The following is a 13392-nucleotide window of genomic DNA, read 5'->3' as shown; positions in this document are numbered from 1 at the left end:
TCCTCGTTCGTCTCCTAGAAAGGAATCCCCATGACCGATCACGACGACCTCGCCACGGGAATCGGCGGTGAGACGGAAGTCGACCAGTCCGTCACCGTGACGGACGAGCCCCAGGCGCCCGGCGGATGCCCTGTCGTCCACACGGCTCAGCCGCACCCGACCGCGGGCTCGGCGAACCGCGTGTGGTGGCCCAACCAGCTCAACCTCAAGGTGCTCGCCAAGAACCCCGCCGTCGCGAACCCGCTCGGCGAGGAGTTCGACTACAAGACCGCCTTCGAAAGCCTGGACCTCGCCGCCGTCAAGCAGGACATCGAGGCCGCCCTCACGACCTCGCAGGACTGGTGGCCCGCCGACTTCGGCCACTACGGCCCGCTCGTCATCCGCATGGCGTGGCACTCGGCCGGCACGTACCGCGTGACGGACGGCCGCGGCGGCGGCGGTGCGGGGCAGCAGCGCTTCGCGCCCCTGAACAGCTGGCCCGACAACGTCAACCTCGACAAGGCGCGCCGCCTCCTCTGGCCCGTCAAGAAGAAGTACGGCCAGTCGATCTCGTGGGCCGACCTCATGATCCTCGCCGGCAACGTCGCGCTCGAGTCGATGGGCTTCCAGACCTTCGGCTTCGCGGGCGGCCGCCCGGACGTGTGGGAGCCGGACGACGACGTGTACTGGGGTCCTGAGACGACGTGGCTCGGCGACGAGCGCTACTCGGGCGAGCGCGACCTCGAGAAGCCGCTCGCGGCGGTCCAGATGGGCCTCATCTACGTCAACCCCGAGGGACCCAACGGCAACCCGGACCCGCTGCTGGCGGCCCGCGACATCCGCGAGACCTTCTCGCGCATGGCGATGAACGACGAGGAGACCGTCGCGCTCATCGCGGGCGGCCACACGTTCGGGAAGACCCACGGGGCGGCCTCCGACTCGCACGTCGGCGACAACCCCGAGGCGGCCACGCTCGAGCAGCAGGGCCTCGGCTGGGCGAACTCGCATGGCACGGGCAGGGGCGACGACACGATCACGTCAGGCCTCGAGGTGACGTGGACGTACCACCCCACGCGCTGGGACAACGAGTTCTTCCACATCCTGTTCGCGTACGAGTGGGAGCTCTTCCAGAGCCCCGCCGGAGCCAACCAGTGGCGTCCCAAGAACGGCGGCGGCGCCGACATGGTCCCGCTCGCGCACTCCGACGGCCGCCGTGAGCCGCGCATGCTCACGACCGACCTCGCGCTGCGCTTCGACCCCGCCTACGGCCCGATCTCGAAGAAGTTCGCGGACGACCCGGACGCCTTCGCCGACGCGTTCGCCCGCGCGTGGTTCAAGCTGACCCACCGCGACATGGGGCCCATCGAGCGCTACCTCGGTCCCGAGGTGCCCGCCGAGGAGCTCATCTGGCAGGACCGCGTGCCGGCCGTCGACCACGAGCTCATCGACGCGGCCGACGCGGCGGAGCTCAAGGCTCGCATCCTCGCCTCGGAGCTCACGGTCGCCGAGCTCGTCTCGACGACGTGGGCCGCGGCATCCTCGTTCCGCGGAAGCGACAAGCGCGGCGGCGTCAACGGCGCGCGCATCCGGCTCGCCCCGCAGAAGGACTTCGAGGCCAACAACCCCGCGCAGCTCGCGAAGGTCCTCGAGGTGCTCGAGCGCGTGCAGGAGGCGTTCAACGCCGACCGCACGGACGCCAAGAAGGTCTCGCTGGCCGACCTCATCGTCCTCGCTGGCAACGCCGCGGTCGAGAAGGCTGCGAAGGATGCCGGCGTCGACGTCGAGGTGACGTTCCACCCCGGCCGCACCGACGCCTCGCAGGAGCAGACGGACGTCGAGTCCTTCCACTACCTCGAGCCCGTCGCCGACGGCTTCCGCAACTACTACGGCCCGCTCGCGGAGCTGCCCGCCGAGTACCTCCTGCTCGACAAGGCCAACCTCCTGACGCTGAGCGCTCCGGAGCTCACGGTCCTCGTCGGCGGCCTGCGCGTCCTCGGCGCGAACTGGGACGGCTCGCAGCTCGGCGTCTTCACGGAGCGCCCGGGCTTCCTCACGAACGACTTCTTCGTGAACCTCCTCGACCTCGGCACGACGTGGAAGCCGCTCGACCCCGGCTCGCACGCGTTCCTCGGCACGAAGGACGGCTCGGGCGAGCAGGTCGGCATCGGGACGCGCTCGGACCTCGTCTTCGGCTCGAACTCGGAGCTGCGCGCCGTGGCCGAGGTCTACGCCTCGGACGACGCCCGCGAGAAGTTCGTGCGCGACTTCGTCAAGGCGTGGGGCAAGGTCACCGAGCTCGACCGCTTCGACCTCGTCTGAGCGCCTGACACGCAAGAGGCCCGCTCCCCGTGTGGGGAGCGGGCCTCTTCCGTCGTTGCGGCGCTTGCTCGGCGCGTGTCGTCGTCCCGCGCCTACTTCACGCGAGCCTCGGCCTTCGCCGGCGGCAGGGCACCCTTGGGCTCGAAGAGAGCTCGGTGCAGGACTCCTGCGAGGAGGCCGCCCACGATCGGGAAGACGATGAAGACCCAGAGCTGCAGCAGGGCGTCGGGGCCGCCGTAGATGGCCGTCGCGATCGAGCGCGCGGGGTTGACCGACGTGTTGTCGATCGGAATCGAGATGAGGTGGATGAGCGTCAGCGTCAAGCCGATCGCGAGCGGCGCGAGCGCCGCCGTGCCCCGCGAGGAGCTGGTGACGCCGAGGATGACGAGCACGAAGAACGCCGTGAGGAGGACCTCCGCGACGATCGCGGCGCCGAGGCCGAAGCCGCCGGGCGAGCCGAAGCTGCCGGTGCCGTACCCGTTGGAGGCGAAGCCGCTGTCCTGCGCGTTCTGGAGCCAGCCCTCGGGGCCGAAGAGCCCGATGAGGACGATGAAGGTCGTCGCCAGTGCGCCGCCGAGGATCTGCGCGACGATGTAGCCGGTCGCGTTGCGCCATTCGAAGCGACCGGATGCTGCCAGCCCGAGTGTGATGGCGGGATTGAAGTGACCGCCCGAGATGGGGCCCCACGCGTAGGCGCCTGCGACGACCGTGAGGCCGAAGGCGAGCGCGACGCCGACGAAGCCGACGCCGAGCGGGTTGTCTGCGGCGTCCGCGGGGAAGTTGGCCGCGAACAGCGCGGTGCCGACGCCGCCGAAGACGAGCAGGAACGTTCCGAGCGCCTCCGCGACGAGCTTGTTGGAGGTGCTCGGGGGCGAGGTGTTGTCCGACATGACGTGCTCCTTTCCTCGTCGCGAGGCTACCGGCGCCCGTATCCGACCGCGAGGGAGCAGTCGCGGAGTGTCCGCGCATTGCACGACGGCGCGTCGAAGCCTCAGAGCCGTCCTGCGGCCTTGAGCGCGAGGTAGCGGTCCGCGATCCGGGGCGGGAGCGCGTCGGGGGTGTCGGCGATCGCCTCAGCCCCGGCGCGCCCGATCGCGGCGGCGACGGCGGCTGCATCCCGCTCCGTGCGCGCCGCGGCGGCCTCGCGATACACGTCGGCGGCATCGGGCCGCGGCTCGGACTCCAGCGGAGCGTCCGTGACGGTGCCGACCAGGACATGCGCGCGATGGGCGAGAGCCGGCAGCGATCCGAGGAAGCCGCGCGCCGCGTCGGGCGCGTCCTGCGCCGTCAGCAGCACGACGAGCGAGGGGCGGGACGTGAGGGAGCGCACCTGGGCGAACGCGGCATCCCAATCCGTGTCGATGAGCTGCGGTTCGACGGGCGCCATCGCGTCCACGAGGCTCGGCAGCAGCGCGGGGCCGTCGACGCGCGTGACGCGCGCGCGGATGACGCGGTCGAACATCAGGAGGTGCGTGTGGTCGCCCGCGCGGGATGCGAGGGCGGCGAGCAGGAGTGCCGCCTCCATCGCGGCGTCGAGGCGCACGCCGTCTCCGACTCGGGCGGCGGCCGTGCGGCCCGTGTCGATCACGATCACGACATGGCGATCGCGCTCGGGACGCCACGTGCGCAGCATCGTCGTGCCGGCGCGTGCCGTCGCGCGCCAGTCGATCGAGCGGACGTCGTCACCGCGGACGTACTCGCGAAGGCTGTCGAACTCGGTTCCCTGCCCGCGCACCTGGACGCTCGTCGATCCGTCCAGCTCGCGCAGCCGAGCCAGGCGCGAGGGCAGGTGGCGGCGCGCCGTGAAGGGCGGGAGGACCCGGATCGCGCCCGGGGCGTCCAGCCGCGCCTGCCGGCCCGCGAGGCGCAGCGGTCCGTCCGAGCGGACGACGACGAACTCCGAGCGCAGCTCTCCGCGCCTTCGGGGCAGCAGCGGCACGACGAGCCGGCGGCCCTCGCCGCCGGGGAGGTCGAGTGCAAACCGGTCGGCGGGCGCCCCGGCCGTCGGCTGCCACGCGTCGCGCACGCGTCCGCGGATCCGTCGCGCGACGACGCTGCGCAGCACGAGCTCGGTCTCCACGCGCTGGCCGAGGAGGACGCGGCCCGGCACGCGCCGTTCGACGCGGATGCCGCGCGGCGACGGTGCGGCCGCGGCATCCCCTCCCGCCGCCAGGGCGCACAGCGCGATCCAGGCCGCCGCCGCGGCCCACGCGTCGACGCCCGCGAGCGAGAGCAGCACGACAGGCACGACGCCGAGGGCGACGAGGAGCGGAAGGCGGCCGGTCACGTACATGGCGGGGTCTCTTCGTTGGTTCGGGAAGGTTTCGATACGCGTCGCTTCGCGAGGCTGCTCAACCTGACCCGAGCCGCATCAACGCGGGCTTCGCTCGCATTGATCCGGCTCGCGTCAGATCGGGACGCGGGTCTGCTGCAGTACCGAGCCGAGCACGGCGTCGACCGAGACGCCCTCGAGCTCGGCGTCTGCGCGCAGCCGGATGCGGTGGCGCCACGTCGGCACGAGCATCGTCTGCACGTGGTCGGGCGTGATGGCCGGGTAGCCGCCGAGCCACGCCCACGCCTTGCTCGCCGCGAGGAGGGCCGTGGCAGCGCGGGGGCTCACGCCCAGCTGCACCGAGGGGCTGCGCCGCGTCGCCTGCGCGAGGTCCACGACGTAGCCGAGCACGTCGTCCGCGACCGTGACGGATGCCGCGGCCCGCTGCGCCGCGCGGATCTCGTCGGCCGTCACGACCTGCGCGAGGCCCGCCCCGGCCAGATCCCGCGGGTCGAATCCGCTCGCGTGGCGGCGCAGCACCGCGAGCTCGGCATCCCGAGGCGGGATGTCGACGATGAGCTTGAGCAGGAAGCGGTCGAGCTGCGCCTCGGGGAGCGTATAGGTGCCCTCGTGCTCGATGGGGTTCTGCGTCGCTGCGACGAGGAACGGGTCGGGCAGCGCCCGCGTCACGCCGTCGGTCGAGACCTGGCGCTCCTCCATCGCCTCGAGGAGGGCCGCCTGCGTCTTGGGAGGAGTGCGGTTGATCTCGTCGGCCAGCACGATGTTCGTGAAGACCGGACCCTCGCGGAACTCGAACTCGCCCGTCTTCGCGTCGTAGACGAGCGATCCCGACACGTCGCCGGGCATGAGGTCGGGCGTGAACTGGATGCGCTTCGTGTCGAGGCCGAGCGCCGTCGAGAAGGCGCGCACCAGGAGCGTCTTCGCAACCCCGGGCACGCCCTCGAGCAGCACGTGCCCGCGCGACAGCAGTGCGATGAGCAGCCCCGTCACGGTGCCGTCCTGACCGACGACTGCCTTGCCCACCTCGCTGCGGACGCGGGTCATGGCGTCGCGCAGCTGGTCGGGGGAGGGGGATGCCGCGGCGCCGGGCGTCGGGTCGGTCATGGGGTGTTCCTTTCCGGGCGGACGGCCTGGCGTACCGCCTCCTCGAGATGGCGGAGCCGGTCGCGCAGCGCGACGAGTTCGGCGTCGTTCGGGGGGAGATCGTCGATGAGGATGCCGCGGACCGCGCGGCGGTCCCAGCCGAGGCGGTCGGCGGCGGCGTCCGCGATCTCGTAGGCGCTCGCGGCGGGGCCGAGCCCCAACACGCGGCCGACCCGGCCGAGCGCCGACATCCGCAGCTGGTCGGCGGCGTGCAGGGCGTCGCGCGAGCGAGCGTAGAGGCGGGCGCGGCCCTCCGTCGTCTCCGAGGCGCGGACCGTGACGGGCAGTCGCTCGGCGACGAGGGGACCGAACCGCCGACCCTGCCACACTCCGGCCGCGATGCCCGCGACGAGCAGGACGACGATGACGGGGCTCACCCAGGGCGGCGTGAGGTCGGCGAGGGTCGGGCTGCCGGCGAGATCGGACTCGCCGAGGCCCGGGACGTACCAGACGACGAGCGGATGCCGTCCCATGAGGTTGACGCCGAGGGCCGCGTTGCCGCCCTCGGCGAGCGACTCGTTGGCGAACAGGGTACGGCCGTCGACGGCGCTCACGCGGTGGTCGCCGTCCTCTGCGACGAGCAGGCCGTAGGAGTCGGCGGAGGGGTAGCAGGCGAGGACGCCGGCACCCGGGTCGTACACGGCGCCGGGGGCTATGGCACCCGCGCGGTGCGCCTCGGCGAGGTCGCAGTCCGGGTCGACGGCGATGTCCGCCGCGAAGCCGGCGGGGACCGAGCCGTCCAGCAGCAGGCGCAGCGTCCGGGCGCGGGGCTCGATGAGGACGACCTCGGCGGCGGTGTCCGTGAGGGTCGTCACCGCCGCGTCGGACAGGGCGGGCATGTCCGGCAGCACGAGCGTCGCGTCGGGGGTGAGCGCGTCGCGCGCCGCGTCCCGATCGCGCACGACGAGGACCTCGACGCCGTTGTCCCGCAGGATCTCGGCGAGCGCGAGCGCGCCCCCGGGCGCCGGCGAGTCGGGATCGAGCGCACCCCGATCGGCCCACTGCGAGAGGCTTGCGAGCACGGCGCCCACCCCGCCGACCGCGAGCAGCACGACGGCGATCGCGATCCACACGCCGATCCGGCGCCCCCGTGTCCGTCCGTCCGCGGAGGTGGGGACGGATGCCGCCTCCCGCACGTCCTGCGCCGTCACCGCGCCGCCTCCGCGAGGACGAGCGGCCGAGCGGCGGCGACGGCGTCGTCGACGTCCGCAACCCGCCGGTAGAGCTCGGCCGTCCCGGGACGTCGGAGGTACCGCACGTCGTCGAACGCGCCCGCCGCATGCTCGAGGGCGTCGGCGTGCGCGGGGAAGGCGCGCGCCGCGCGTCGCGCGAAGCCGTGGACCGTCGCTCCGGGCGGCGTCTCGACGACGCCCCGCTCGGCGAGTCCGCGGGCGAGCGCCCGGAACCTGAGGACGATCGCGGCATCCCACTCCTGTAGCGACGCGTGCTTGGCCGCGGCGGCGCGCAGCTCGGAGGCGGCGCGCGACTCGGCCTCGCCGAAGAGCTCCGCGACCGCGACCCGCGAGCGCCTCGTCGCGCGGGGCATGCCCCACACGAGGAACGCAGCCACGATGAGCACGACCACGACGACGGCGGCGATGACGGCGAGGGTCGGGGCCCACGGCCCCTCGAGCTCGGTGTCGAACAGGCTCGCGATGAAGTCGCCGATCGTGCGCGCGATGCGGTCGAAGAGCGTCGGCTCGGCCTCGGCGTAGACGGGCTTGGACAGCTCGCGCTCCGCCCACTCGCGCGCTTCGTCGCCGTCCGGCGTGAGCGGCGGCGCGGCGGCGAGAGCCGCCTGCACGACGGCGGTCAAGCCCACGGCGACTCGCGGTCCGTCCCGTCGGCGGGCTGCCCGGGAGCCGTCCAGCCCTTCGGGGCGGCGGGCTCCTCGGCCGGCGGGGCGGCTTCGGGGGTGGGGGATGCCGACGGGTGCGCGGGAGCCGCCGGGTAGGCGGGCGCGGCCTCCGCGTAGGCCGGCGTCTGGGTGGGCTGGTCGTACGAAGGCTCGTTCTGCCCGTATGCCGGGCCGGCGGCGTACGCCGGCGCCTGCCCATGGGCCGGTGCCTGTCCGTACCCGGGGTTCTGAACGTGCGCCGGTGCCTGCCCGTACGGCGAGCCCTGCGCGTACGCGCCAGGTCCGCCCGGGTAGGCGCCGGCATAGGCGCGTGCCTGCCCGTACGGATATCCGGGGGCGGGGTAGGGCTGGGGATAGGCGCCGCGCGGTGCGATCTCGCGGCCGATGTGCTCGAGGTAGGGGTCCGGGAGAGGCGTGATGCCGGCATCCCGCCGTTCGACATATGCGAGGAGATCGAGGTCGAGCCCCTCGTGGCGCATGCGGCAGTCGATGTAGATGAGCGCCGCGGCCGTCGCCTGCACGACGCTCGCGACGGCTTGGATGAGCAGCACCACGGCCTGCGTGAGCAGTGCCGAGATGACGAGTGCGATGAGGCTCGAGACGTTCGGATCGCCCGTGGGGGCGATGACGGTCGTCAGTCCCGCCGAGACGAACGAGAACGGCAGGCTCACGACCTGTGCGATGCCGCTGAAGATGAGGTTCAGCAGGACCAGGATGCCGAGCGTCGACCAGAACCGCCCGCGCGTGAGCCGCCAGGACCGCGCGATCGCGTCGCCGATCCGCGCCCTCTCGAGGATGATCGCCGAGGGCACGGCGACGAGCTTGACCGAGATCCACAGCACGAGGGGGATCGCGGCGAGGAAGGCGAGGACGGCGACGGCGACGGCGGCGGGAGGCGCGCTGACCCCGAGTCCGAAGATCGCGACGCCGACGACGGCGAAGCCGACGATCATGACGGCGATGAGGAGCAGCGAATAGCCGATGAGTCGCCAGGCGACGGGCTTGATCTGCTGCCACAGCGCGCGGAGCGTGAGCTTCTCGGCGACCGCCGCGTGGGCGACCTCGGCGACGACGACGCCCTGGACGATGACGCTCAACGCCATCGCAGCGATTCCCAGCACGATGCCCGCGACGGCGGTGATCGCGATCGAGCCGGCCAGGATCGCCTGGTAATCGTCGGTTCCGGGCTGGAGCGTCCCCAGCCGCGAGAACGACGCCCACGCGATGCCGCCGAGGGCGACGATCATGACGACGTAGGCGAGCGACTGCACGCAGAGTGCGAATCCCAGCAGGACACGCGGGTTCTGCCGCAGCGCCGCGAACGACCGGCCCAGGATCGTCCCGAACGTCAGCGGGTGCAGCGGGATGATCCCCGGGCGGGACGCCGGTGTCCAGGCCGGATACGCGGTCACAGCTCCTCCTCATGCCCTCGACCCGCGCCCCACGGCAGGCGTTCGGCAGATCCCTATCGTGTCACACACGGCACGGCGCGTTCGGCGGCTCCCCAGGCGGCTTCAGCGCTCTGCCCAGGGAGTGTCGACTAGTCTGTCGGCAGTGCGCCTCGGGGAAGGCGGCGGCCGGCGGCCGCGGCGTCCGGGGCCGGACGTAAGGACGACAACGCGCGATGACTTCCCGCATCCTGGTGGTCGATGACGACACCGCTCTCGCCGAGATGATCGGCATCGTGCTGCGCACGGAGGGCTTCGAGACCGCCTTCTGCGCCGACGGCGCGAAGGCCGTCGACGCGTGGCGCGCGGAACGGCCGGACCTCGTGCTGCTGGACCTCATGCTTCCGGGCATCGACGGCATCGAGGTGTGTACGCGGATCCGCGAGGAGAGCGGCATCCCGATCATCATGCTCACGGCCCGCACCGACACGGCGGACGTCGTGAAGGGGCTCGAGTCCGGCGCCGACGACTACATCGTGAAGCCCTTCAATCCGAAGGAGCTTGTGGCCCGCATCCGCACGCGTCTGCGGCCGGCCTCCCAGCCCGCCAACGACACGCTGCGCATCGGCGACCTGACGGTCGACGTCGCCGCGCACGAGGTGCGCCGCGGCGACGACCCGATCGCGCTCACGCCCCTCGAGTTCGAGCTCCTCGTCGCCCTCGCGTCCAAGCCGCAGCAGGTCTACTCCCGCGAGATGCTCCTCGAGCAGGTCTGGGGCTACCACTACAAGGCCGACACGCGGCTCGTGAACGTGCACGTGCAGCGCCTGCGGGCCAAGGTCGAGCTCGACCCCGACAACCCCAAGATCGTCACGACGGTCCGCGGAGTGGGCTACCGGGCCGGCGCGGTGGTGTGAGGCGTCCGTGACGACGGCGCGCACCGCGACCGTCACGCCGACAGGACGGGCGTTCGGCAGCTGGCGTGAGTGGCGCGGCTGGCCCGACGACCTGACCCGGCTGTGGCGGAGGTCGCTGCGCTTCCGCATCGTCCTCGTGACGCTCGGGCTCACCGCCGTCGCGGTCCTGATCGCGTGCGTCTGGATGGCTCTGGTCATCCAGAACGACCTGTTCGTCTCGCGCAAGGAGCAGGTGCTCGGCGACGCGCGCCGCGCGACGACCGCGGCGCAGGAGACCCTCGACAACGCCGCCGTGCAGAGCGGCGACAGCGTGCAGCTGCAGAGCCTCATGAACAGCGTGCGCGCGATCCTGATCCAGCAGTCCTCGACGGACATGATCGCCGCGTTCCGCGTCGACCGGGCCGCGACCCAGGCGCCGCAGGACTTCACGGTCGGCGGCTTCGACGAGTCGCTCATCACGGACGGGATGCGCGCGGCCGTGCAGTCCAATGCCGAGCCGCAGTGGTGGCAGTCCGTCGCGCTGCCCGCGCCGAACGGCGGCACGATGCCGGGCATCCTCGTGGGCCAGCAGCTCGTGCTGCCCGAAGTGGGCGCCTACGAGCTGTACTTCGAGTACGACCTCGGCAGCGCCGCGCAGACGCTCGGCTTCATCCAGGGCATCCTGTGGGTCGTCGGGATCGGGCTGATCCTCCTCATCGGCGGCATCGCCTGGTTCGTCCTGCGCTCCGTCACGACGCCCATCAGCGAGGCGGCCGAGACGAGCGAGAGGCTCGCGGCGGGCGAGCTCACGGTGCGCCTCCCCGTCCACGGCGAGGACGAGCTCGCGACGCTCGGGCGCTCCTTCAACGCCATGGCCGACAGCATCGAGTCGCAGATCAAGGAGCTCGCGGAGCTCTCGCTGGTCCAGCAGCGATTCGTGTCGGACGTCTCGCACGAGCTGCGGACGCCGCTCACGACGATCCGCCTCGCGGCCGACATGATCAACGACCAGCGCGACGAGTTCGACCCCGCGACGGCGCGCGCCGCGGAGCTCCTCAACGCGCAGGTCCAGCGGTTCGAGACGCTCCTGACGGACCTGCTCGAGATCAGCCGCTACGACGCCGGCTCGGTCCAGCTCGAGCTCGAGGCGACGAGCCTCGCGCATCTCGCGGAGGACGTCATCGCTTCCATGCACCAGCTGGCGGAGCAGCACGGGACGGATGTGCGCCTCGTCGCGCCCGGCGGCTACACGCCCGTCGACATGGACCCGCGGCGAATCCGGCGCATCGTCCGCAATCTGCTCGGCAACGCCATCGAGCACGGCGAAGGGCGCCCGATCGTCGTGACCGTCGACAGCGATCAGCAGGCGGTGGCGCTCGGCGTGCGCGACTTCGGCCTGGGCATGCGGCCGGGCGAGGTCGAGCACGTCTTCGACAGGTTCTGGCGCGCCGACCCCTCCCGCACACGCACGATCGGCGGCACGGGGCTCGGCCTCTCGATCGCGCTGGGGGACGCGCGGCTGCACGGCGGCGAGCTCGCCGTGTGGTCCGAGCTCGGTCGCGGCTCCAACTTCGTGCTGACCCTGCCGCGCAGCGGCGGCCGGCTCGCGACCCCCTCGCCGATCCGCCTCGAGCCCACCGATGAGTCGCCGGACGAGCTCGGCCGGACGCAGCCGATCCCACTCCCGGACGCCGCAGCACAGGGAGGTGCGTCGTGAGCCGCCGTCGGGGGATCGTCGCCGCGCTCGTCGCGGGCGCTCTGCTGCTCGCGGGCTGCGCCGGGCTGCCGACAGCCGGTCCCGTCACGCCGGGACTGCCCGCGGATGCCGAGGCCGGAAGCCCCGACTTCGCCTTCAAGCCCGACAGCCCGCAGCCCGGGATGAGCCCCGAGGAGATCGTCGACGGCTTCATCCGCGCCGGCACGGGACCGGGCGTGGACGGCACGTGGTCCGTCGCGAAGGAGTACCTCGCACCCGACACGCCGTGGGACCCGCGGGCCGGAGTGACGATCGACCGACCCGGCGACCGCGTCTTCTCGACTCCCGCCGAGGACGAGGTCGTGCTGACGGTCGCCCCCGTGGCGAACATCGACGACATCGGCGCCTACGCGCCCTCGGAGGAGCAGTCCACGCCGCTGCCGTTCCGGCTCGCGCTGCAGAGCGATGGCGAGTGGCGTATCACCGAGGCGCCGGACGGGCTCGTCCTGGACACGTCGCAGTTCTCGACCGTCTTCCGCCGCGCCTCGCTCATGTACTTCGACGCGACGTGGGAGTTCCTCGTCCCCGACGTCCGGTGGTTCCCGGCGATCAACGCCGCGACCTACGTCGCGGACGCGCTCGTCGACGGGCCCCGTGCACCGTGGCTCGCGGCATCCGTCGGCTCGGCGTTCCCCGACTCGGTCTCGATGCGCCCGTCGGTGCCGGTCGACGAGGGCGTCGCCCAGGTCGTGCTCGACAGCGCCGCGATCGAGCTGAGCCCCGACACGCTGTCGCGCATGCAGGCGCAGCTCACGGCGAGCCTGCGGTCGGTGGGGGTCACCGCCGTCGAGATGTCGGCCGGAACGACGCCGCTGGACGTCGAGCCGGCCTCCACCCGGTCGACCCGCGTCAACTCGCTCCCGCTGGTCCTCACCGAGGAAGGCTTCGGGTTCCTCAGCGGCGACCAGCTCGAGCCGATCGAAGGGCTTTCGGAGGCGATCGAGGGGACCGACCCCGTCGCCATCCAGGTCTCTCCCGACCGCGACTTCGCCGCGGTGAGGCTCGTGGGCGGATCGGTCGCGCGCGTCGAAGCCGGCGGCGACGTCCTCGAGTTCGACCAGCGCCAGGGGCTCATCGACCCGACGGTCGATCCGTCCGGCTACAGCTGGAGCGTCCCGCGCGACCGGCCCAGCGCCCTGTCGGCCTTCGCGGCCGGCAGCGAGGAGTTCCCGATCGACGGCGCCTGGCCGGAGGCGTCGCAGGTGACCGCCATGTCGATCTCGCGCGACGGCTCGCGGCTGGCCGCGATCCTCGTGTCCGGCGGGCGCACATCAGTATGGGTCTCCGGCGTCGTGCGGGACACCGAGGGCGTCCCTTCTGCACTGGGCGAGCCCTCGCTCGTGCTGGCGAACCTCGACAGTCCCGGCACGGCGATCGGGTGGCTCGACGACGTCACGGTCGGCGTGCTCGACGGAACCGGCAGCGACGCCGAGATGATCGAGTTCCTCGTGGGCGGCCCGGCCGTGGCGACGGCGGCCCCCGCATCCTCGGTCCAGCTCGCGGGCGCGCAAGGCGCGGTCCGGGTCAAGGACGCCGACGGCCGTCTCTACGCCAAGCGGGGCGCCACCTGGCCGCAGATGGCGTCCGGCATCCTCGTCCTCGCGACGCAGCAGGGGTCGCCCCAGTGAGGTCGGATCGCCTCTAGAACGAGGGATGCCGCTCCCGTGGCATCCCTTCCTCCACGGCGCGGCCGGCACGGCGTCGCTGCACAGCCTCGCGCCTGTCAGGCCTCCGGCCGCGCCCCGCGAGGGAGAGTGGGG

The 13392-nt window shown here is 72.6% G+C and carries 10 protein-coding genes; 4 read left to right on the top strand and 6 right to left on the bottom strand.

Features of this window, described 5'->3' with window-relative positions; all coding sequences use genetic code 11:
• The first annotated feature begins 30 nt into the window (after nucleotides 1-30).
• Nucleotides 31-2298 (top strand): catalase/peroxidase HPI, encoded by a 2268-nt coding sequence (gene katG / locus ABZ477_RS12510; RefSeq protein ID WP_360133196.1) that lies wholly within the window; start codon nucleotides 31-33, stop codon nucleotides 2296-2298.
• 92 nt (nucleotides 2299-2390) lie between these two features.
• Here the strand turns inward: katG and aqpZ are convergent, their stop codons facing one another.
• From aqpZ to ABZ477_RS12480, 6 genes are all read right to left on the bottom strand, one after another.
• A complete protein-coding gene (gene aqpZ, locus ABZ477_RS12505) occupies nucleotides 2391-3188 on the bottom strand; it encodes an aquaporin Z (protein ID WP_360133193.1) in 798 nt (265 codons plus the stop codon).
• 101 nt (nucleotides 3189-3289) lie between these two features.
• A complete protein-coding gene (locus ABZ477_RS12500; RefSeq protein ID WP_360133190.1) occupies nucleotides 3290-4591 on the bottom strand; it encodes a DUF58 domain-containing protein in 1302 nt (433 codons plus the stop codon).
• Between the two features lie 114 nt (nucleotides 4592-4705).
• On the bottom strand, nucleotides 4706-5695 hold the full coding sequence (locus ABZ477_RS12495; protein WP_360133187.1) for a MoxR family ATPase: 990 nt from the start codon (nucleotides 5693-5695) through the stop codon (nucleotides 4706-4708).
• The gene (locus ABZ477_RS12490) at nucleotides 5692-6885 is read right to left on the bottom strand and encodes a DUF4350 domain-containing protein (RefSeq protein WP_360133184.1); all 1194 of its coding nucleotides are present in this window, start codon (nucleotides 6883-6885) and stop codon (nucleotides 5692-5694) included. The genes ABZ477_RS12495 and ABZ477_RS12490 overlap by 4 nt, the downstream gene beginning before the upstream one ends.
• Nucleotides 6882-7556 carry a DUF4129 domain-containing protein gene (locus tag ABZ477_RS12485; protein WP_360133181.1) on the bottom strand — a complete coding sequence of 225 codons (675 nt, stop codon included), beginning with the start codon at nucleotides 7554-7556 and terminating at the stop codon, nucleotides 6882-6884. The genes ABZ477_RS12490 and ABZ477_RS12485 overlap by 4 nt, the downstream gene beginning before the upstream one ends.
• The gene (locus ABZ477_RS12480) at nucleotides 7547-9004 is read right to left on the bottom strand and encodes a glycerophosphoryl diester phosphodiesterase membrane domain-containing protein (protein ID WP_360133178.1); all 1458 of its coding nucleotides are present in this window, start codon (nucleotides 9002-9004) and stop codon (nucleotides 7547-7549) included. Before ABZ477_RS12480 ends, ABZ477_RS12485 begins: the two co-directional genes overlap by 10 nt.
• 212 nt (nucleotides 9005-9216) lie before the next feature.
• On the opposite strand from ABZ477_RS12480, the gene mtrA reads away from it, so the two are divergent.
• The 3 genes from mtrA to ABZ477_RS12465 are packed head-to-tail and all read left to right on the top strand — an operon-like array spanning nucleotide 9217 to nucleotide 13260.
• On the top strand, nucleotides 9217-9897 hold the full coding sequence (gene mtrA / locus ABZ477_RS12475; protein WP_360133175.1) for an MtrAB system response regulator MtrA: 681 nt from the start codon (nucleotides 9217-9219) through the stop codon (nucleotides 9895-9897).
• Nucleotides 9898-9904: 7 nt separating this feature from the next.
• On the top strand, nucleotides 9905-11593 hold the full coding sequence (gene mtrB / locus ABZ477_RS12470) for an MtrAB system histidine kinase MtrB (protein WP_360133172.1): 1689 nt from the start codon (nucleotides 9905-9907) through the stop codon (nucleotides 11591-11593).
• Entirely contained in the window at nucleotides 11590-13260 is a 1671-nt protein-coding gene (locus ABZ477_RS12465; RefSeq protein WP_360133169.1) for a hypothetical protein, read from the top strand. The genes mtrB and ABZ477_RS12465 overlap by 4 nt, the downstream gene beginning before the upstream one ends.
• The last annotated feature ends 132 nt before the right edge of the window (nucleotides 13261-13392 follow it).

The sequence above is a fragment of the Microbacterium sp. NPDC019599 genome, assembly GCF_040632175.1.
Classification (GTDB): Bacteria; Actinomycetota; Actinomycetes; order Actinomycetales; family Microbacteriaceae; genus Microbacterium.
Note: the sequence above shows the minus strand (reverse complement) of the source record. Positions and strands in the feature narration are given on the sequence as shown.

Bases quoted from the DNA above. Each gene is read 5' to 3' on its own strand.
- ABZ477_RS12500 (WP_360133190.1), bottom strand. From the start codon at position 4,591: ATGTACGTGACCGGCCGCCTTCCGCTCCTCGTCGCCCTCGGCGTCGTG.
- aqpZ (WP_360133193.1), bottom strand. From the start codon at position 3,188: ATGTCGGACAACACCTCGCCCCCGAGCACCTCCAACAAGCTCGTCGCG.
- mtrA (WP_360133175.1), top strand. From the start codon at position 9,217: ATGACTTCCCGCATCCTGGTGGTCGATGACGACACCGCTCTCGCCGAG.
- katG (WP_360133196.1), top strand. From the start codon at position 31: ATGACCGATCACGACGACCTCGCCACGGGAATCGGCGGTGAGACGGAA.
- ABZ477_RS12495 (WP_360133187.1), bottom strand. From the start codon at position 5,695: ATGACCGACCCGACGCCCGGCGCCGCGGCATCCCCCTCCCCCGACCAG.